The following is a 19516-nucleotide window of genomic DNA, read 5'->3' as shown; positions in this document are numbered from 1 at the left end:
TGCACAAGGCCTAAGTAGGGAAACTATTCGGCAGCAGCAAGGCGGGCCGAACGCACGCCCTGAGACAGTCCGCTGACCAGGGTGGCGACGGCCTCGGCCGGGTCGGCGGTCTTCTCGCCCTTCGGTCCCAACACATTGGCGACCGCGTTGACGATCGCGGTGCCGACGACGACGCCATCGGCATTGGCGCCGATGATGCGCGCCTGCTCGGCGGTCTTGACGCCGAAGCCGACGCAGACTGGCAAGTTGGTGTGGCCCTTGATGCGCTTGACCGCGGCGGCAACCTTGCCGGTGTCGGCCAAAGCCGAGCCGGTGATGCCGGTCATCGACACGTAATAGACGAAGCCCGACGTATTCTGCAGCACCTTGGGCAGGCGCTTGTCATCGGTGGTCGGCGTTGCCAGGCGGATGAAGTTGATGCCGGCCTTCAGCGCAGGGATACAGAGTTCCTCATCCATCTCCGGTGGCAGGTCGACGACGATCAGCCCGTCAATGCCGCTGGCAATCGCGTCCTTAAGGAAGCGGTCGACGCCGTAGATGTAGATCGGGTTGTAATAGCCCATCAGGACGATCGGCGTCTCATTGTCGCCAGCGCGGAAATCAGCCGCCGTCTGCAGCGTCTTGACCAGCGTCTGGCCACCTTTCAGCGCGCGCAGGCCCGCGGCCTGGATCGCCGGGCCGTCGGCCATCGGATCGGAAAACGGCATGCCCATTTCGATGATGTCGGCGCCGGCCTTCGGCAGCGCCTTCATGATCGACAAAGCGGTGTCGTAGTCCGGGTCGCCGCTCATGAAATAGGTAACGAGCGCCGGGCGTCCCTCGGCTTTTAGTTTTGCCATGCGGCGGTCGATGCGGGTCACCATGATCAGATCTCCATGCCCAGCATCGAGGCCACTGTGTGCACATCCTTGTCGCCGCGTCCCGACAGGTTGACGATGACGATCTGGTCCTTGTCCATATCCGGCACGATCTTGACCGCATGGGCGATGGCGTGCGCGGATTCCAGCGCCGGGATGATGCCTTCGACGCGTGTCGTCAGCTTGAAGGCTTCCAGCGCCTCGTCGTCGAGGATCGGCACGTATTCGACGCGGCCGGAATCGCGCAGCCAGGAATGTTCGGGGCCGACGCCGGGATAGTCGAGGCCGGCTGAGATCGAATGGCCGTCGAGGATCTGGCCGTCGGCGTTCTGCAGGAGATAGGTGCGGTTGCCGTGCAGCACGCCGGGCGCGCCGGCATTCATCGAGGCGCAATGCTCGATGCCGTCAAGGCCGCGGCCGCCGGCTTCGATGCCGATGATGCGGACTTCTTTGTCATCCAGGAACGGATGGAACAGGCCGATGGCGTTCGAGCCGCCGCCGACAGCGGCGATGATGGTGTCGGGTAGCCGGCCTTCCTGTTCGAGGATCTGGGCGCGCGCCTCGATGCCGATCACCGACTGGAAGTCGCGTACCAGCTCCGGATAGGGATGCGGACCTGCGGCGGTGCCGATCAGATAATAAGTGTCCTCGACATTGGTGACCCAGTCGCGCAACGCTTCGTTCATGGCGTCCTTCAGCGTGCCGTGACCGGCGGTCACCGGCCGCACTTCGGCGCCGAGCAGCTTCATGCGGAAGACGTTGGGGCTTTGGCGGGCGACGTCGGTGGCGCCCATATAAACGACGCAGGGAAAGCCGAAGCGCGCCGCGACCGTGGCCGCGGCAACGCCGTGCTGGCCGGCGCCCGTCTCGGCGATGATGCGCTTCTTGCCCATGCGCTTGGCCAGCAGGATCTGGCCGAGGCAATTGTTGATCTTGTGCGAACCGGTGTGGTTCAGGTCCTCGCGCTTGAAATAGACTTTTGCGCCGCCCCCGAGGCCCTTCGCCGAGGAAACCTCACGAAGATGTCTGGTCAGGCCTTCAGCGAAATAGAGCTTCGACGGCCGCCCGGCATAGTGGGTCGAGAGGTCGGTCAATTCGGCCTTGAAATCCGGATCGTTCTTGACCTCGTTCCAGTGCCGCTCCAGGTCGAGGATCAGCGGCATCAGCGTCTCGGCGACGAAGCGGCCGCCGAAGATGCCGAACATGCCCTGTTCGTCGGGTCCGGTGCGGAAAGAATTGGGTGTCGCCGGCTGGTCCATCGCCGATCTCCTGGTTCGAAAAAATTGTTCAGGCGGCGCGGTCGTCGCGCGCGGCCATGACGGCCCGGAAAAACTGCTCGATCAGCGCCGGATCCTTGACGCCTGGAGCGCTTTCCACCCCCGACGAAATGTCTATTGCGGGCGGATTGGCTGATCTCAGGGCGTCGCCGATATTGGCGGCATTGAGCCCACCGGAAAGCATGTAATCGAGCCCGACGTCAAGGCCGGCCAGGATCCGCCAGTCAAAGGCGACGCCATTGCCGCCCGGAAGTTGCGAGCCCTTTGGTGGCTTGGCATCGAACATGAAGCGATCGGCAACGCCGATGAACGGCTGTAGCCGCTCGAGATCGGCAGCCTCACTGACGGAGAACACCTTCATGACAGGCAAGCCGTAGCGGGCTTTCACCTCGGCCACCCGCTCGGGCGTCTCCGTGCCGTGCAGTTGCAGCATGTCGGGTCGCATCTTTTCGACGATCTCGTCCAGGAAGGCGTCATCGGCATCGACCGTCACGGCAACCGCCAGGGCCTTGCCGATTGCCGCCTGGCGCAGGCGGCCGGCTGCCGCAGGCTCGACATAGCGCGGGCTCCTGGCAAAGAAGATGAAGCCGACATGGCTGGCGCCGCCGGCCAATGCCGCGGCCATTGCATCATCGGTCTTCAATCCGCAGATCTTGATATCGAGCGCCATGGCGCGGGGATTGGCACGAAACCGGCCAAGAGTCGAGAAAAAGCATGCTGTTTGCCGGCAACGCCAAAGGCGCTACCTATTGATGGGAGAAGCAAGGCGGAGCAGACGAATGGCCGACCAGAGCATAGCCGAACTCAGGCAGAAGATCGCGCAAGCGCGCGACGTCATCGCGCATCTGATGCAAAAGGCCGCCTTCGACGGGGCAGAAGCGCACCGGGTCCTGGATTATTTCGGCAGCGATGCGTTCGAGCAGAATTTCCTGCCATGGCCGCGCCATGGCGACGAAGGGCTGCGGCCTGAAGAGCTTAATGCGGCCAATGATGATTGAGCGCGGCGCCGGCGCAGGCTAATCGAACACAATTGCCTGCAATGCCCCACCATTCCGCTTCAGCCAGTCCTTGCAGCGGTCGGTATCGGGACAGAGCTGCTCGCACAATTTCCAGAATTTCGGGCCGTGGTTCATCTCCTTGAGATGCGCCACCTCATGCGCGACCAGGTAGTTTATCACCGGCGTCGGCGCCATCATGATGCGCCAGGAGAAGGACAGATTGCCATCGGAAGTGCAGGAACCCCAGCGGCTCGACGTGTCCTTGAAGCGGATCGCCTTGGCGCGCTTGCCGATGGCCTCGGTATGCTTGACCACCAGCTTCTCGATGTCCTTCTTGGCCTCACGCTTGAGGAAATCGGCGATGCGGCGCGGCAAATGTATCCGCTCGCCATGGACGATCAGCAGCGGACCGCGGTCGTCGCGCGACACGGTGACGGTGCCGCGTTTCGACGGTTCGTGGACGATGCGATACGCGACGCCGCGTATCGGGATCTTGATGCCGGGGCGCACTTGCGGCCGTGTCGGCACCTTGGCCAGACGCTGCTCCAGCCAGTCCTGGTGGCGGTGAAGGAATTTCTCCACCTCGCCGCGGCGCAGGCCCGGCGGCACGGTGATGCGCAGCCCCTGGCCGCCCGAATCGATGCGCAGCGTCAGCCGCCGTGCGCGGGCGCTCTCGACGATCCTGAGCGGCAGTGTGCGGCCGGCAACGACGTGCTCTCGCTCTTCGACAGGCGAGGGTTTTGGTTTGGTCAGGTTGCGGAAAAAGCCGAAGGACATGGCTGAACGATACGCGATTCGAGGAAAACGACCAGAACAAAAAAGAAACGGCGCCGCTCGCGCGACGCCGTCCATCATGCCAAGGCCTGTCCTACAGCGCCGCGCGTCTCTGACGCGCAAAGGACGCTGTAGCACTCTAATTTGGCGCATGAACCTCTCCGAAAATCGGTTCCGATTTTCGGGGTCATGCGCGCAGCCTCAGTCGTCAAGCAGGTTCGGGCCCTTGCGCTTGGGGGTCGCGGGCTTGGCCGTTTCGGCCGAGCCTGTTTTCGCAGGCGCCGTCGACTTGTTGCGGTTGGCCATGAAGCGGTCGAACTCGTCCTGGTCCTTGGCGCGGCGCAATTCGCGGGCGTACTCATCGAACTCGCTCAGCATCTCGTCGAGCTTGCGACGCTCTTCGGCGAGGCGTTCGAGTTCCTTCTCGCGCCAGTCGTCGAAAGCGACATTGCCGGTGCGGGCCGAACCGTGGCCCCAGCGCGCGGCCTTGTCGGAACCGCGGCGGCAGCCGGCGAAGATGCCGTCCGTGGCGCGGTTGACGTCGCGCTTGAAGCCGTCAAGCCGGTCGCCCCAGATGATGTAGGCGAGCATGGCGAAGCCAAGCGGCCAGAAAACCATGAAGCCGATCACCATCAACGCGATGGTCGCCGGCGTCCAGGCCGGGCGGATCAATGCGGATGTGTTCATTTTCTCCCATTCCTTCGGTTGGAGACAGCCAAGAGCGGCTGCGTGGATTCGAAATGGGATGAGAAAAACGGCGATTCAAGACAACGTCCGCCAAAACCGGACAAGGTCCTGAAATGATTATCGCTTTTTGACCGCTTCGAGGAAAAGCACGACCAGGCCGGCGACCAAGCCCCAGAAGGCGGCGCCAACGCCGAACAAAGTCAGCCCCGACGCGGTGACAACGAAGGTGACAGTAGCCGCCATGCGCTGGTCCTCGTCCTTGAGGGCGATCGACAGCGCGTTGGCGAGCGATCCCATCAGCGCCAGGCCGGCTACCAGAACGATCAGGCTCTGCGGCAGGACGGCGAAGATCGCCACCAGCGAGGCGCCGAAAACCGCGAAGATCAGATAGGCAAGTGCATAGAAGGGTCCGGTCTTCCAGCGCTCGGCCGGGTCGGGATGGACGTCCGGCCCGGTGCAGATCGCCGCAGAGATAGCCGCCAGATTGGTGGTCGAGCCGCCAAACGGCGCCGACAGCAGCGAGAACAGGCCGGTGACGCCGATCAGCGGGCCGGGTTCGGGGTGATAGCCGGCGGCGCGCAAGACGGCGAGACCCGACAGGTTCTGCGACGCCATGGTGACGAGGTAGAGCGGCAGCGCCAGGCCGATGACAGCTGCGGCGCTGAAATGCGGGGCAATCAGCGTCAGCGTCGACAGTTCCGGCGCCGGCAGTCCGCCGACGCGGCCTGTCAGGAATGCGGCGATGCCGCCGCCGATCAGCACCGCCAGCACCGACAGCGCCGGGTTGAACAGGCGAATGACGAAGAAGGCCGCGATCAGCGGCAGGATCAGCCAGGGATCGACCGGAATGGTCTTGACGGCATTGAGCGCGAAGGTGACGACGATGCCCGCCAGCATGCCGGACGCGACTGACGCCGGTATCCTTGATATCAGCTGGGTCAGCGGCTTGAACAGGCCGGTGGCGATCAACATCAAGCTGGTGACGATGAAGGCGCCGACCGCATCGGCCATGGTAAACCCGCTCGATGCCGCCATCAGCGCCAGGCCCGGTGTCGACCAGGCGGTGATGATGGGCATTTTCGTGCGCCAGGACAGCCACAGGCATTCGATCGCCATCGCCACGCACACTGCCGTCACCCAGCTCGCGGTCTCGGCCTGGGTGGCGCCAACCGCCTTGGCGGCGGCAATGACGACGGCCAGCGTGCCGCCGAAGCCGACGATTGCCGCGACAAAGGCGGATATCGGGATGGAAATGCGCATTCTCGCCTACCCCGCCCGCTGAACCATGTCGCCCACCGCCCTCAGCAGCATGTCGAGATCCTGCGGCCGCGACAGGCGGTGGTCGCCGTCGGGAATGAGCGACAAGATGACGTCGTCGGCTGGCAGCAGCGAGACCAGCTTCAGCGCATGGCTTGCCGGCACATCGGCATCGGCCAGACCCTGCAGGATGTGGACGGGGCAATGGGTATCGATCGGCCCGGTCATCACCCGGTTCACCCTGCCGTCCTCGATCAGCGCGCTTGTGTAGATGTAAGGCTCGGCGGAATAGTCCGAAGGTTCTTCGAAAAAGCCTTTCTCCCGGAGGTCGCGCCTCTGTTCCTCCGTCAGAGCCGGCTCGACCAGCTCGGCGGTGAAATCCGGCGCCGGCGCGAGCAGCACTAGGCCAACCACATTGCTGTCGCCCGCCTTGCGCATTTCCTGCACCATGCGCAGCGCGATCCAGGCGCCGATCGATGAGCCGACCAGGACCTGCCTGTCCTCGGTGAAACGCCGGAAGACGGCGAGGCTCTCGCCAAGCCATTTCGAGATGGTGCCGTCGGCAAAGGCGCCGCCGGATTCGCCATGGCCGGAATAGTCGTGGCGCAGATATGCGCGGCCTTCCCTGGCCGCCCAATCCGACAGCGTCTGCGCCTTCGTGCCCAGCATGTCGGATTTGTAGCCGCCGAGCCAGACGACGCCGGGCGTTGCGCCCGAGGAATGGCGAACCGCGATATCGATGCCGTCGACATCCAGCAGGGTTGGGGTGGTCGCGGTCATGGCTGTGGATCAATCCTGGTTCTGGGGGCTGATTGTGGGAGCCTGATTTTACTCGCCGGTCTTTTGACACAGGCACAGGCGAGGCGGAAAGTGCTCGCGACATCCTTTGTTTGGTGCAGGCCTGCGATCAGGGTGATTTTCTGTCAGCGCTGTGCTATTGACTCCGCCCGCGCGCTCACCACATTGGCGCGTCCCGAACATTTTTAGATTGAAACCCTGAACGAAACGGCCAAGGAGACCACGACCATTCGCAGACCTTTCAAAGCAGCGGCGCCCACCAAGGATGGCCCGCGCTCAAACCGTGATATCCGGGTTCCCCGGGTCCAACTGATCGACGCCGATGGCCAGAACCGCGGCGATATTTCCATCAACGACGCATTGCTGCTCGCCGAAGAGGCAGGGCTCGATCTGGTCGAGATCTCGCCCAATGCGGTGCCGCCTGTCGTCAAAATTCTCGATCTCGGCAAATTGAAATACGCCAACCAGAAGAAGGCGGCCGAGGCGCGCAAGAACCAGAAGGTCATCGAGATCAAGGAGATCAAGATGCGCCCGAACATCGACAGCCATGACTACGAAACCAAGATGAAGGCCGTGCGGCGCTTCTTCGAGGAAGGCGACAAGGTCAAGCTGACGCTGCGCTTCCGCGGCCGCGAGATGGCGCATATGGAACTCGGCATGCAGCTCCTGAACAAGGTGCGCGAGGAGACGGCTACCATCGCCAAGGTCGAAGCCGAGCCGAAGCTGGAAGGCCGCCAGATGATGATGGTGCTGGCCCCGCGCTAGATCAGTTCGGGCATTGCGCTCTAAATCCGCCTGAATCCTGTCTCATGGCGTCCCGGCGATCGGCGGGACGCCTATTCTCCTGCCCAGACGCCGCGATCGCCGGCAAAGCTTCTCGACGATCGGATTCCCGACATGGCCAATGAAATCAACCCTGCGCCCATCAAGGAGCTGGGCGGCTACCAGCACATGCGCCGCATGGTGCTTGCGGTGCTGGTGGTGGTGCTGTTTGCGGCACTGCTGTTCGGCCAGTCGACCTTCCCGCCCGATACCCCGGTGCATGAAACGATCGAGATGGTCGGCGTGCTGCTGATCTTCCTTGGCGTCGTCGGCCGTTTGTGGTCGACACTCTATATCGGGGGGCGCAAATCCTCCGAAGTGGTCACCGGCGGACCCTATTCGATCACCCGCAATCCTCTCTACGTGTTCTCGACCGTTGCCGCCGCCGGCGTCGGGGCGCAGATCGGCTCGTTCTCCGGCATCGTCCTGTTTGCGCTGTTGTGCGCCGGCGCCTTCCACATCGTCATCCTGCGCGAGGAACGGTATCTCAAGGAGGTTCTCGGCGCGCCCTACACAGCCTATCTGGCGCGGGTGCCGCGTTTCTTCCCCCAGCTGTCGCTCTACCAGGAAGGCGACACCGGCAGCTTCAAGCCGCGCCTCTTGCTGACCACCTTGCTCGACGGGCTGGTGTTTCTGGTGGCGTTGCCGGTGTTCGAGACCATCGATGGCGCCCAGCAATCGGGCATACTCCCGGTGCTGTTCAGGCTGCCCTGATCGCGGACAGAGCGTCGCAGCCGCTCGGGTGTTGCGCGCCAGCCCGCTTTGACGTATAGGACCGCCGTTCCAAGAAAACCGCCCGGCAGGGCATGCCGTGGCGGTTTCATTTGCTTTTCGGGCTTTTGGTCCGCCCGAAGCGAACAAGAAGCGCGATTGTGCGCCACCAATACGGAGTAGCAAAATGCCCAAGATGAAGACCAAATCGGCCGCCAAGAAGCGGTTCAAGATCACAGGTACGGGTAAAGTCCTGTCGGCTGCGGCCGGCAAGCGTCACGGCATGATCAAGCGTTCCAACAAGTTCATTCGAAATGCCCGCGGCACGATGGTTCTGGCTGAACCGGATGGCAAGAAGGTCATCAAGAATTTTCTGCCGAACGGCCTCTGAGCATTCGGTTTCAGGAACAGCGTTTAAGGAGATCATGACATGGCACGCGTAAAAAGAGGCGTCACCTCGCACGCCAAGCACAAGAAGGTCCTGAAAGCCGCGAAAGGCTTCTACGGCCGCCGCAAGAACACCATTCGCATCGCCAAGCAGGCGGTCGAAAAGTCGATGCAGTATGCGTATCGCGACCGCAAGAACCGCAAGCGCTCGTTCCGCGCGCTGTGGATCCAGCGCATCAACGCCGCGACGCACGAGCATGGCCTGACCTATGGCCGCTTCATCGACGGCCTCAACAAGTCCGGTATCGAGATCGATCGCAAGATCCTGTCCGACATGGCCATCCATGAACCGCAGGCGTTCGCCGCACTCGTGGCCAAGGCCAAGGTCGCGCTCGAATATCTGAAGAACACCACCCCGAATGCTTTTGAAAGCGCTGTCGCCTAGAGCATGATGCCAAAAAGTTGCTGACTTTTTGGACAACATCATGCTCAGGGAAATTTAGCGAGGAGCGCGATCTTTCCGAAAAGTCTGCAACTTTTCGGGATCGGGCTCCGAGCCCAGCGCTTCCCAGCATTCGCAATTCTGATTGGGGAACCCGCGCTGGCACGGCTGGCGCGGGTTTTTCTTATGGCTGAACTTTCAACTTGAAAGTGACTTTCACCTCAAAGTTGACTCCCAACACAGCGAGTTTGACCGTGAACGACATAGCTACCGGCTTGGATACTCTCGAAAACTCCCTGCTTGCCGACGTCGCGTCGGCCGCCGATGAGGCTGCTATCGAAGCCGTGCGCGTCGCGGCTCTCGGCAAGAAGGGGTCGATCTCGGAATTGCTGAAGACACTGGGCGCGATGAGCGCCGAGGAGCGCCAGGTCAAGGGCCCCGCGATCAACGGCCTGAAGAACCGCGTCACCGAAGCGCTGACGACACGCAAGGCCGAGCTGAAGGATGTTGCTGTCACTGCGCGCCTCGCCGCCGAGACGGTCGACGTGACGCTGCCGGTGCGGCAATCGCCGGCCGAGCGCGGCCGCATCCATCCGATCAGCCAGGTCATCGACGAGATCGCGGCGATCTTCGGCGATCTCGGCTTTGCCATCGCAGAAGGTCCCGATGTCGAGAGCGACTATTACAATTTCACCGCGCTGAATTTCCCCGAAGGGCATCCGGCGCGCGAGATGCACGATACCTTCTTTTTCCAGCCGGACGAAAAGGGCGAGCGCAAGCTGTTGCGCACCCACACCTCGCCGGTCCAGATCCGCACCATGGAGAAGCAGAAGCCGCCGATCCGCATCGTCATTCCCGGCAAGACCTACCGCCAGGATTCCGACGCTACCCACTCGCCGATGTTCCATCAGGTCGAGGGGCTGGTGATCGACAAATCGGCCAATGTCGCCAACATGAAGTGGGTGCTGGAAGAATTCTGCAAGGCTTTCTTCGAGGTGCCGCAGGTCAAGATGCGCTTCCGGCCGTCCTTCTTCCCGTTCACCGAGCCCAGCCTCGAGGTCGACATCCAGTGCGACCGCTCGCGGCCCGGCGAAGTGCGATTCGGCGAAGGCTCGGACTGGATGGAGATCCTCGGCTGCGGCATGGTGCACCCCAATGTGCTGCGCGCCGGCGGGCTCGATCCCGACGAATATCAGGGCTTTGCCTGGGGCATGGGCATCGACCGCATCGCCATGCTGAAATACGGCATGCCGGACCTGCGCGCCTTCTTCGACGCCGATGTCCGCTGGCTGTCGCATTACGGTTTCAGGCCGCTCGACATGCCGACGCTGTTCGGAGGTCTTTCCGCATGACGGCGCCGCACACGGGTGGCTGCCGCTGCGGCGCGGTACGGTTCGAGGCATCAGTCGAACCGCACCATATCAGCTATTGCCATTGCGGCGATTGCCGGCGCGCCAGCGGCGCGCCGGTGTCGGCCTTTGTCGGCTTCCTGACCGAGCAGGTGGCTTTCACCGGCAAGGCGCTGAAGATGTACGAGAACGGGCCGGTGACGCGCTCGTTCTGCGGCATTTGCGGCTCGCCTATCGCCTATGTCGACGAGCGGCTGGAAGACCACATCTATTTCATGCTGGGCGCCATGGACATGCCGGCCTATTTCCGGCCGACGCACCATGCCTATGTGCGCGAGCAGCTGCCCTTCGTGCATATGCCCGACGACTTGCCGCGCCATTTGAAGACAAGCGTGCCCAGACCCGATGGACAAGGTCCGGGCGGGTACAGACAAAACGGAACATAGTGATGAAACTCACCCTTTCCTGGCTCAAGGATCATCTCGACACCGACGCCACGCTCGACGAGATCGTCGAGAGGCTGACCTCGATCGGCCTCGAAGTCGAGCATGTCGACGACAAGGCCGGCCTGAAGCCGTTCGTCATCGCCAAGGTGCTGACGGCGGTGCAGCATCCCGACGCCGACCGGCTGCGGGTGCTGACCGTCGACACCGGCAATGGCGCAGCCCCTGTCCAGGTGGTGTGCGGTGCGCCGAATGCCCGCGCCGGCCTGATCGGCGCCTTCGCCGCGCCCGGCGCCTATGTGCCCGGTATCGACGTGACGCTGACCGTCGGCAAGATCCGCGGCGTCGAGAGCCATGGCATGATGTGTTCCGAGCGCGAGCTGGAGCTGTCGGATGAGCACAATGGCATTATCGACCTGCCGGCCGATGCGCCTGTCGGCACCAGCTTCGCGGCTTACGCGCATCTCGACGATCCGGTGATCGAGATCAATCTGACGCCGAACCGGCCGGATGCGACCAGCATTTACGGCGTCGCCCGGGACCTGGCGGCAAGCGGGCTTGGCCGGCTCAAGACCGCGCCGGTCGAAGCGGTCCTTGGCAAAGGTGAAACGCCGGTCAAGGTGACCATCGAGGCGCCGGAGCTCTGCCCCGGTTTCGCGCTGCGCCTGGTGAAAGGCGTGAAGAACGGGCCGTCGCCGAAATGGCTGCAGCAAAGGCTGATCGCCATCGGCTTGCGCCCGATCAGCGCGCTGGTCGACATCACCAACTACGTCACCTTCGACCGTGGCCGGCCGCTGCATGTGTTCGATGCCAAGAAGGTCGCCGGCAATCTCGTCGTGCGCCGCGCACGCGACGGCGAGAAGGTGCTGGCGCTCGACGGGCGCGAATACACGCTGACGCCGCAGATGTGCGTGATCGCCGATGATAATGGCGTCGAATCGATCGCCGGTGTCATGGGCGGCCAGCATTCCGGCTGCGACGAGAGCACCACGGACGTGCTGATCGAATCCGCTCTTTGGGATCCGATCACCACGGCCCGCACTGGCCGTACGCTCGGCATCATCACCGATGCCCGTTACCGTTTCGAGCGTGGCGTCGACCCAGAATTCATGGTGCCCGGCGTCGAGCTGGCGACAAAGCTGGTGCTGGAGTTCTGCGGCGGAGAGCCGACCGAGACGGAGGTGGTCGGCTATGCCGGCTACAAGCCGAAGATCGTTTCCTTCCCGATCTCGGAAGTGAAGCGGCTGACCGGCATCGAGGTGCCGAAGGCGGAAAGCCTCGACATCCTGACCCGCCTCGGCTTCAAGCCGTCAGGCTCGGGCGACGTCGTCGATGTCGCTGTGCCGTCCTGGCGTCCTGACGTCGACGGCAAGGCCGACCTGGTCGAGGAAGTGATGCGCATCCACGGCGTCGACAACATCGCGCCGCAGCCGCTCGGCGCGCATGACGCGGTCAACTCCAAGATACTGACGACGCTGCAGGTTCGCACCCGCACTGCCAAGCGCTCGCTCGCCGTGCGGGGCATGCTGGAGGTTCTCACCTGGTCGTTCATCCCGGCCAAACACGCCGAACTGTTCGGCGGCGGCCAGACGGCGCTGAAGCTCGCTAATCCGATTGCAGCCGACATGTCCGATATGCGGCCCTCGTTGTTGCCCGGCCTGATCGTCGCCGCGCAGCGCAATGCCGACAAGGGCATCGGCGATGTCGCGCTGTTCGAGGTCTCCGGTACCTATGAGGGCGACGGCCCCGACCAGCAGCGGCGCGTTGCCGCCGGTGTGCGCCGCGGCACCGCCAAGCTCGACGGTTCCGGCCGCAGTTGGGCCGGCAATTCCGGTCCGGTCGGCGTGTTCGACGCCAAAGCCGACGCGATTGCAGCGCTGGAAGCCTGCGGCGCGCCGGTCGACAGGCTGCAGATCGAGCCAGGCGGTCCGGCCTGGTATCATCCCGGCCGCTCCGGCACGATCAAGCTCGGCCCGAAGACAGTGCTCGGCACCTTCGGCGAGTTCCACCCGAAGACGCTGGAGGGGTTGGACGTTTCCGGACCGATCTGCGGTTTCGAGGTCTATATCGACGCCGTGCCCGAGCCGAAGGCCAAGCCGACGAAAACCAAGCCAAAGCTGGAGCTGTCCGCCTTCCAGGCGGTGAAGCGCGACTTTGCTTTCGTCGTCGACAAGACGGTGGAGGCCGGCGCGCTGGTGCGCGCGGCGCTCGCCGCCGACAAGAAGCTGGTCACCGGCGTTTCGGTGTTCGATGTGTTCGAGGGGGCATCTCTCGGGACCGCCAAGAAGTCGATTGCCATCGAAGTATCTATCCAGCCGGTTGAAAAGACGCTCACCGACGAGGATTTCGAGGCGCTGGCCAAGCGCATCGTCGACAATGTTGGCAAGCAAACGGGCGGCATGCTGAGAACGTAGAGCGGCTAACGCCGCCCTACGTATTTCGACTTCACGCAATTCTTAGGGAAAGCGCGTCTTAGGGAAAGCGCGGCGCGCTTTCCCAGTAAAACCGCTACACACTTTTCCTGGAATTGCTTCTGAGGATTGCCGGCAGTTGCGAATCGCTCTCCAAAGGGCGATGGACCATCTGCGCTATTCCGGTCTGCCGTTCGAAGCCCAGCGCGAAGCGTTTCTCGCCATGGTGTTGGCGGATGCGCTCGTCAGCGACGCGCTGGAGCGAGCCCGCACGCTGGCGTTGCCGGACTGGCTGGTGGTGTCCGGCGCGCTCTACAACAGCGTCTGGAACCACCTGACCGGCAAGGCGCCGGGCTACGGCATCAAGGATGTCGATCTCTTCTACTTCGATGACAGCGACCTGTCCTACGAGGCCGAGGACGCGGTCATCCGTCGAGCCGCGCAGCATTTCGAGGGGCTGGCTCTGCCGGCCGAGGTGCGCAACCAGGCACGGGTGCATCTGTGGTATCCGCAGAAATTCGGCCAGCCCTGCCCGCGCTATACGAGTTCCAGCGAGTCGGTGAGCTATTTTGCTTCGAAGACGCATGCGGTCGGGGTGCGATACGATGCCGATGGGCAGCTTGAGGTCGTGGCGCCGTTCGGGCTGGATGACCTCTTCGCGTTTCGCATCACGCCCAACCGGCTGATGGATAACAGGCGCACGCATGAGGCCAAGGGGGCGAGGGCGAAGGCGTGCTGGCCGGAGATTACGGTGGTGCCTTGGTGAGACTTACCCTCCCCGTTGTGGGGAGGGTCGGCTCGCTGTCGCAGCGAGGCGGAGACAGAGAGACGGGGTGGGGGTGCGCCTCACGAGGACCCCCACCCCGAACCGCTTCGCGGATCGACCCTCCCCACAAGGGGGAGGGTAAAGGCACTCACCCATTCACCAGCGCCAGCAATTCCTCGGTGTACCGCTTACCCACCACCTTGTCCGGCGACAGAGCATCGCCGATCGCCGCCACTTCGGCCGCACTCAGCTCGATCCCGGCCGCCGCCGTGTTCTGCTCGAGATGGCGGATTTTCCGCGCGCCGGGGATCGGCACGATGAAGTCGCCCTGGTGCAGCACCCAGGCCAGCGCCAGTTGCGCCGAGGTGACGCCTTTTTCCGTCGCCAGCTTTTCCAGCGTGGCGATCACCTTGGCATTGGCCGCCATGGCGTCGGCCTGGAAGCGGGGCAAGGTGCGGCGCCAGTCGTCGTCGCTCAGGGCCTCGGGCTTGGCGATGGTGCCGGTAAGCAGGCCGCGGCCGAGCGGGCTGTAGGGGACAAAGCCGATGCCGAGTTCGCGGCAGAGATCTAACACCTCGTCTTCGGGGTCGCGGCTCCACAGCGAGTATTCGCTCTGCACGGCAGCAATCGGATGCACGGCGTGCGCCCGGCGGATGGTGGCGGCACTGACCTCCGACAGGCCCAGCGCCCGTACCTTGCCGTCGCGCACCAGTTCGGCCATGGCGCCGACCGTGTCCTCGATCGGCACGTTGGGATCGACACGATGCTGGTAGTAGAGGTCGATGACATCGGTATCGAGCCGCTTCAGCGAGGCTTCCGCCACCGCTTTGACGTGCTCGGGACGGCTGTCGACGCCGACCATGCGCCCGAGGCCCGAGCCTTCCTCGGAAATCTTGAAGCCGAATTTGGTCGCGATCGTCACCTTGTCGCGCACCGGCTTCAACGCCTTGCCGAGAAGTATCTCGTTCTCAAAGGGGCCGTAAACTTCGGCCGTGTCGAAAAACGTCAAGCCGATCTCGACAGCGCGGCGCAAAGTGGCGATTGCGTCGGCCTCTGCCTGACCGCCATAGGCGAAGCTCATGCCCATGCAGCCGAGGCCGACGGGGAAGACTTCGAGTTCAGTACCAAGTTTGCGGGTTTTCATGGCGCGTCTCCTTGTTGCGATGAAGGAGAGATAGTGCCTGGTCTTACGTTCGATAATTGGCTGTCATTCGCACGGGCTGTTCTATAAAATAGATCAATGAATCGAGCGCATCTTTCTCAACTGGCTGTGCTGGCGACAGTCGCCCAATGCGGCAGTTTTCGTGGCGCGGCGCGCGAATTGGCCATTGCGCCTTCAGCGGTGAGCCATGCCGTGTCCAGCCTGGAGGCGCGGCTCGGCGTGCGGCTTTTGGCGCGCAGCACCCGCAGCGTGGCACCAACGGAGGAGGGCGCGCAGCTGCTCGAACGGCTGCGGCCGGCGCTGTCCGAGATCGATCTGGCGCTGGAAACGGCGATCGAGGCGCGCGACCGGCCGGCCGGGAACCTGCGGCTGACCGTGCCGCGCACCGCGGCCCACCTGGCATTGACGCCCAGGCTCGGCGGCTTTGCCGCGGCCTATCCTGACATCGTGCTGGAAATCGTCATCGAGGATCGCTTCACCAACGTCGTCGAAGGCGGCTTCGATGCCGGCGTGCGGCTCGGTGAAAGCCTGCAGCGCGACATGATCGCGGTGCGCATCGGACCGGACCTTCGCGGCGCCGTGGTCGGCGCGCCATCCTATTTCGCGACCATGCCAAGACCCCGCCATCCGCGCGATCTTGCCGACCACCGCTGCATCCGCTTCCGTTTTTCCAGCGGCATTCTTTACCGCTGGGAATTCGAGAAGGATGGCGAAGAGATCGAGATCGCGGCGCAAGGGCCGCTGATCCTCGACGAAGACCATCTGATCGCCCAGGCGGCGGTCGACGGCGCTGGGCTCGCCTTCGTCTTCGACGATTATGTGCGCGCGCCGCTCGCCGACGGTCGCTTGATCCGCGTGCTGGAAGACTGGTGTCCGCCCTTCGACGGTTTCTTCGTCTACTACCCCAGCCGCCGCCAGATGCGCCCGGCGCTGCGGGCGTTTGTGGATTTCTTCAAGGTCGGTGCTTAGCCACCTCCCCCTTGTGGGGAGGGTCGATCCGCGTAGCGGATCGGGGTGGGAGTCTTCGTAGGGCGCTACCCCCCCACCCCGTCGCTTCGCGCCGACCCTCCCCACAAGGGGGAGGGTGGAAGAAAGCCCAGCTGCCATTCGTTCACCAGCCATGCCGGCATTCATCACCAACAACTCAACCCGCTACGGCTGGGCGGCGATCGTCCTCCACTGGCTGATCGGCATCCTGTTCATCGGCCAGTTCATGCTCGGCTTCATCATGGTGCGGTTGACCAGCCAGCGCACCGCCTTCGAGCTGATCCAGCTGCACAAATCCTTCGGCTTCCTGCTGCTCGGCCTCCTCATCCTGCGCATTGCCTGGCGGCTCGGCAACGCGGCCCCGGCCTTGCCGGCCTCGGTCGGAGGCCTGGAGCGTCGGACGGCGCCGCTGGCGCATCTGGCACTTTATGGCTTCCAGCTCGCGGTGCCGCTGTCCGGCTGGGCACTGGTTTCGGTGTCGATGCTGGAGATCCCCAGCATGCCGTTCAACCTTTTCGTGATGCCGAACCTGCCGCTCGGCGTGTCCGATGCGGCGGAAAACTTCTGGGCGGTAGCACACTGGTATCTCGCCTATGCCGGCATTGCCTTGGTTGCGCTGCATGCGCTGGCGGCGCTGCGGCATCATTTCTGGCTGCGCGACAGCGTGCTCACGCGCATGATCACGCCTTCGTCAGATCAGGACATGGAATAGCGCGCGCCGCGCATTCGTTCATTGGAGTGAGGGCGCAACACTTCGCCTGCCCCAGAAGGACAAAACCCATGTATGCGCGCATCTTCGGATTGGCGGCTGTTGCCGCTTGCCTTGCCATGCCTGTCTCCGCCGCTGTGGACCTCGGCGACGCCGCCGGCAGCTACACGGTCAACCCGGCCAGCTCCAGCATTCGCTTCTCCATCGGCAAGGTCGGTGGCGGCGGCCTCGACGGCGCCTTTGGCCGCTTCAAGGGCTCCATCCGCATCGACAACAGCGATGTCGGCCGTTCCGCGGTCAACTTCACCATCTATCCCGAAAGCGTCGGCACCGGCCAGGGCCGCATCGACGCCTTCCTGCGCTCCGATGCGGTGTTCGACGTGGCCAACAGCCCCGAAATCCAGTTCCGCTCGACCAGCGTAACCCGAACCAGCGACACCACGGCGCTGGTCAGCGGCCGGCTGACGGCGCGCGGCAAGACGTTTGCGGAAAAGTTCACTGCCGAGCTCGGCGGGCTGAAGGGCGGCGTCATTAAATTCCACGTCACCGGCAAGGTGCTGCGCTCCCGGTACGGCATGGATGTCGGCACGCCGATCTATTCGAATATCGTCAATTTCGACATGACGCTAACGGGCAAGCGAGGCTAGCAGGACCAGCGATCCGCATTGGCTTTTCCCGCAATTTCGGGCAAACCTCCTCGCCTGTAAATCGATAGGAGAAGCCTGATGTTCCGATGGGGTGTTTTGTCGACGGCCAAAATCGGCCGCGAGCAATTGTTGCCGGCAATCGTCGAGGCCGAGAATGGCGTTTTGTCCGCGATCGCCAGCCGCGACCTGTCGAAGGCCGAGGCCCTGGGCGAGCGGTTCGGCGCCAGACATGCCTTTGGTTCGTATGAGGAGCTGCTCGCTTCGAAAGACGTCGACGGCGTCTACATCCCGCTGCCGACCTCGCAGCATGTCGAATGGACGGCCAAGGCCATCGAAGCGGGAAAACATGTGCTGGTGGAGAAGCCGCTAGCGCTCGACGCCAAGGACATCGCGCCGCTGATCAAGCTGCGCGACAGCAAGAAGGTGCTGGTCTGCGAGGCCTTCATGGTCATCTACCACCCGCAATGGATCAAGGTGCGCGATCTCATCGCCTATGGCGCCATCGGCCGGCTGCGCCATGTGCAGGGCGCCTTCTCCTATTACAATGTCGATCCCACCAACATGCGCAACCAGCTCGATCTCGGCGGCGGCGCGCTGCCTGATATCGGCGTCTATCCGACGGTGTCGACGCGGTTTTCAACCGGCAAGGAGCCGCTCCGCGTGCAGGCGACGATCGAGCGCGACAAAAAATTCGGCACCGACATCTACTCCTCGATCCGCGCCGATTTCGGCGACTTCGAACTGTCCTTCTACCTCTCGACGCAGATGGCAGCGCGGCAGGTGATGGTGTTTCACGGCGAGAAGGGTTTCATCGAGGTGTTCTCGCCGTTCAATGCCGGGCTCTACGACCATCACCGCATCGAACTGCACAACCAGAACCATACGGAGGCGCAGGTGTTCCGCTTTCCCGGCACCCAGCAATACCGGCGCGAGGTCGAGACGTTTGCCAGGGCGGCACAGGGTGGCAAGGAGCGTGTCTTCACGCTGGAGGAGTCCGTGCTCAACCAGAAGGTCATCGACGCCATCTTCCGCGCCGGCGGCAAGGAAGGCTGGGAGGCCGTCTGATACAGCAATCTTAGCCGGTAATTTCATGGGAGAAGGGCGTCCGCATTGTGCATGCGGACGCCCTTTCCTATTGAACTGACGATCTCACGCGCCTCTGAGCGTCAGGTGCAAGGTCTCGGCGAAGCGGTCGGGATAGGGCGCAAAGCCCATGTGGTCGCCGGGGAAGGCGGCGCGCTTGCTGCCGAGCCTGTCGGCCAGCGCCTTGCCCATGCCGTCGATCGGCTGGCCGACGGACTCTTCGCCGATGCCGACCACGACCGGGCGGCCGCGCAGCGCCTCGATATCGGGACGATAGAGCGACAGCGGCATGACGCCATGCGCCAGCCAGTATTCGAAATTGCCGCTGACCCTGGCAAAGGTCTCGCCCTCCTCGGGCGACGGTTCGAACGAAGGCGGTCCGTCCTGCGGCCCGGCTTCATCCTGACCCGGCCCTTCCGACAGGCTGTTCTCGCTGAAGAATTTCTGCATCGCCGCCTCGACACCCTGGCTGCGATAGGTGTCGTGCAGGTCGCGCATGCCGGCCAGTGACGGCGACGGGTCGTCGAGCAGCATCATGCTGGGCGGCTCATGCGCCACCAGTGCACGAACCCGGCCGGGATGGCGGGCGGCGAGGTTGAGCCCGATCTGGGCGCCGCCGCTGGTGCCGAACACATAGGCCGGTCCGGCGCCAAGCGCCTCGATCAATCGCGCGGCATCGTCGCCATGGACATCGAGGTCCTGCTCTTGCGGCTCTCCGTCGAAGGTGCTGCGCGAATTGCCGCGCGGATCATAGGCGACCACCGTGTAGCGGTCGGCGAGGTGGCCCGCGACATCGGCGAAGACGCCGGCGTCCTGCGGTCCGCCGGGGATTATCAACAGTACGGGGCCGGAACCGCGCATCTCATAATAGAGGCTGGCGCCCGGTACTTTCAGCGTCGACGTTTGGGGGGTCATGTCCATCTCTCCTGTTGTTCTCATGTCAAAGTTC

Annotated in this window: 22 protein-coding genes; 13 read left to right on the top strand and 9 right to left on the bottom strand. The window is 63.6% G+C overall.

Annotated features, from left to right (window positions below; translation table 11 throughout):
• Nucleotides 1-23: 23 nt before the first annotated feature.
• The 3 genes from trpA to ACYG97_RS24405 are packed head-to-tail and all read right to left on the bottom strand — an operon-like array spanning nucleotide 24 to nucleotide 2804.
• Complete coding sequence (trpA, locus tag ACYG97_RS24415; protein WP_023687438.1) at nucleotides 24-863, bottom strand: tryptophan synthase subunit alpha; 840 nt, start codon at nucleotides 861-863, stop codon at nucleotides 24-26.
• 2 nt (nucleotides 864-865) lie between these two features.
• Nucleotides 866-2116, bottom strand: coding sequence for a tryptophan synthase subunit beta (trpB, locus tag ACYG97_RS24410; RefSeq protein WP_023732732.1), 1251 nt, complete (start codon nucleotides 2114-2116; stop codon nucleotides 866-868).
• 28 nt (nucleotides 2117-2144) lie between these two features.
• Entirely contained in the window at nucleotides 2145-2804 is a 660-nt protein-coding gene (locus ACYG97_RS24405; RefSeq protein WP_023732733.1) for a phosphoribosylanthranilate isomerase, read from the bottom strand.
• 109 nt (nucleotides 2805-2913) lie between these two features.
• On the opposite strand from ACYG97_RS24405, the gene ACYG97_RS24400 reads away from it, so the two are divergent.
• Nucleotides 2914-3132 carry a hypothetical protein gene (locus tag ACYG97_RS24400; protein ID WP_023672288.1) on the top strand — a complete coding sequence of 73 codons (219 nt, stop codon included), beginning with the start codon at nucleotides 2914-2916 and terminating at the stop codon, nucleotides 3130-3132.
• An 18-nt stretch (nucleotides 3133-3150) separates the two neighbouring features.
• Here the strand turns inward: ACYG97_RS24400 and ACYG97_RS24395 are convergent, their stop codons facing one another.
• The 4 genes from ACYG97_RS24395 to ACYG97_RS24380 form a co-directional block, all read right to left on the bottom strand.
• Nucleotides 3151-3909, bottom strand: a complete 759-nt coding sequence (locus ACYG97_RS24395; protein ID WP_023732734.1) for a M48 family metallopeptidase — start codon at nucleotides 3907-3909, stop codon at nucleotides 3151-3153.
• Nucleotides 3910-4107: 198 nt separating this feature from the next.
• A complete protein-coding gene (locus tag ACYG97_RS24390) occupies nucleotides 4108-4593 on the bottom strand; it encodes a DUF2852 domain-containing protein (protein ID WP_023672286.1) in 486 nt (161 codons plus the stop codon).
• 117 nt (nucleotides 4594-4710) lie between these two features.
• A complete protein-coding gene (locus ACYG97_RS24385; RefSeq protein WP_023732735.1) occupies nucleotides 4711-5853 on the bottom strand; it encodes a benzoate/H(+) symporter BenE family transporter in 1143 nt (380 codons plus the stop codon).
• Nucleotides 5854-5859: 6 nt separating this feature from the next.
• Nucleotides 5860-6630 (bottom strand): alpha/beta hydrolase, encoded by a 771-nt coding sequence (locus ACYG97_RS24380; protein WP_023732736.1) that lies wholly within the window; start codon nucleotides 6628-6630, stop codon nucleotides 5860-5862.
• Between the two features lie 246 nt (nucleotides 6631-6876).
• On the opposite strand from ACYG97_RS24380, the gene infC reads away from it, so the two are divergent.
• The 8 genes from infC (at nucleotide 6877) to ACYG97_RS24340 (ending at nucleotide 13979) form a co-directional block, all read left to right on the top strand.
• Nucleotides 6877-7413 (top strand): translation initiation factor IF-3, encoded by a 537-nt coding sequence (gene infC, locus ACYG97_RS24375; RefSeq protein ID WP_023744911.1) that lies wholly within the window; start codon nucleotides 6877-6879, stop codon nucleotides 7411-7413.
• A 132-nt stretch (nucleotides 7414-7545) separates the two neighbouring features.
• Nucleotides 7546-8184 (top strand): methyltransferase family protein, encoded by a 639-nt coding sequence (locus tag ACYG97_RS24370; RefSeq protein WP_023681388.1) that lies wholly within the window; start codon nucleotides 7546-7548, stop codon nucleotides 8182-8184.
• Between the two features lie 184 nt (nucleotides 8185-8368).
• The gene (gene rpmI, locus ACYG97_RS24365; protein ID WP_006201248.1) at nucleotides 8369-8572 is read left to right on the top strand and encodes a 50S ribosomal protein L35; all 204 of its coding nucleotides are present in this window, start codon (nucleotides 8369-8371) and stop codon (nucleotides 8570-8572) included.
• 39 nt (nucleotides 8573-8611) lie between these two features.
• Nucleotides 8612-9013, top strand: coding sequence for a 50S ribosomal protein L20 (gene rplT / locus ACYG97_RS24360; protein WP_023672281.1), 402 nt, complete (start codon nucleotides 8612-8614; stop codon nucleotides 9011-9013).
• A 251-nt stretch (nucleotides 9014-9264) separates the two neighbouring features.
• On the top strand, nucleotides 9265-10362 hold the full coding sequence (pheS, locus tag ACYG97_RS24355; RefSeq protein ID WP_023696008.1) for a phenylalanine--tRNA ligase subunit alpha: 1098 nt from the start codon (nucleotides 9265-9267) through the stop codon (nucleotides 10360-10362).
• Nucleotides 10359-10805, top strand: a complete 447-nt coding sequence (locus ACYG97_RS24350; protein WP_023696009.1) for a GFA family protein — start codon at nucleotides 10359-10361, stop codon at nucleotides 10803-10805. The genes pheS and ACYG97_RS24350 overlap by 4 nt, the downstream gene beginning before the upstream one ends.
• A gap of 2 nt (nucleotides 10806-10807) precedes the next feature.
• Nucleotides 10808-13216, top strand: a complete 2409-nt coding sequence (gene pheT / locus ACYG97_RS24345) for a phenylalanine--tRNA ligase subunit beta (protein WP_023732737.1) — start codon at nucleotides 10808-10810, stop codon at nucleotides 13214-13216.
• A 160-nt stretch (nucleotides 13217-13376) separates the two neighbouring features.
• Nucleotides 13377-13979: a nucleotidyltransferase family protein gene (locus ACYG97_RS24340; RefSeq protein ID WP_023672277.1), complete on the top strand. Its 603-nt coding sequence runs from the start codon at nucleotides 13377-13379 to the stop codon at nucleotides 13977-13979.
• 148 nt (nucleotides 13980-14127) lie between these two features.
• Here ACYG97_RS24340 and ACYG97_RS24335 read toward each other — a convergent pair whose 3' ends face one another.
• The gene (locus ACYG97_RS24335; RefSeq protein ID WP_023732738.1) at nucleotides 14128-15123 is read right to left on the bottom strand and encodes an aldo/keto reductase; all 996 of its coding nucleotides are present in this window, start codon (nucleotides 15121-15123) and stop codon (nucleotides 14128-14130) included.
• A 96-nt stretch (nucleotides 15124-15219) separates the two neighbouring features.
• On the opposite strand from ACYG97_RS24335, the gene ACYG97_RS24330 reads away from it, so the two are divergent.
• The 4 genes from ACYG97_RS24330 to ACYG97_RS24315 all read left to right on the top strand — a co-directional run bounded on the left by ACYG97_RS24330 (nucleotide 15220) and on the right by ACYG97_RS24315 (nucleotide 18549).
• A complete protein-coding gene (locus ACYG97_RS24330) occupies nucleotides 15220-16110 on the top strand; it encodes a LysR family transcriptional regulator (protein ID WP_023732739.1) in 891 nt (296 codons plus the stop codon).
• Nucleotides 16111-16261: 151 nt separating this feature from the next.
• A complete protein-coding gene (locus ACYG97_RS24325) occupies nucleotides 16262-16840 on the top strand; it encodes a cytochrome b (protein WP_023687445.1) in 579 nt (192 codons plus the stop codon).
• A 68-nt stretch (nucleotides 16841-16908) separates the two neighbouring features.
• Nucleotides 16909-17484, top strand: a complete 576-nt coding sequence (locus ACYG97_RS24320) for a YceI family protein (protein WP_023681381.1) — start codon at nucleotides 16909-16911, stop codon at nucleotides 17482-17484.
• 78 nt (nucleotides 17485-17562) lie between these two features.
• Nucleotides 17563-18549 (top strand): Gfo/Idh/MocA family protein, encoded by a 987-nt coding sequence (locus ACYG97_RS24315; RefSeq protein ID WP_023732740.1) that lies wholly within the window; start codon nucleotides 17563-17565, stop codon nucleotides 18547-18549.
• Between the two features lie 84 nt (nucleotides 18550-18633).
• On the opposite strand, the gene ACYG97_RS24310 is transcribed toward ACYG97_RS24315, so the two are convergent.
• Nucleotides 18634-19482, bottom strand: a complete 849-nt coding sequence (locus ACYG97_RS24310) for an alpha/beta fold hydrolase (protein WP_245260738.1) — start codon at nucleotides 19480-19482, stop codon at nucleotides 18634-18636.
• Nucleotides 19483-19516: the final 34 nt, after the last annotated feature.

This window comes from Mesorhizobium sp. W067, from assembly GCF_054719525.1.
This window is presented reverse-complemented; position numbering and strand designations above follow the sequence as displayed.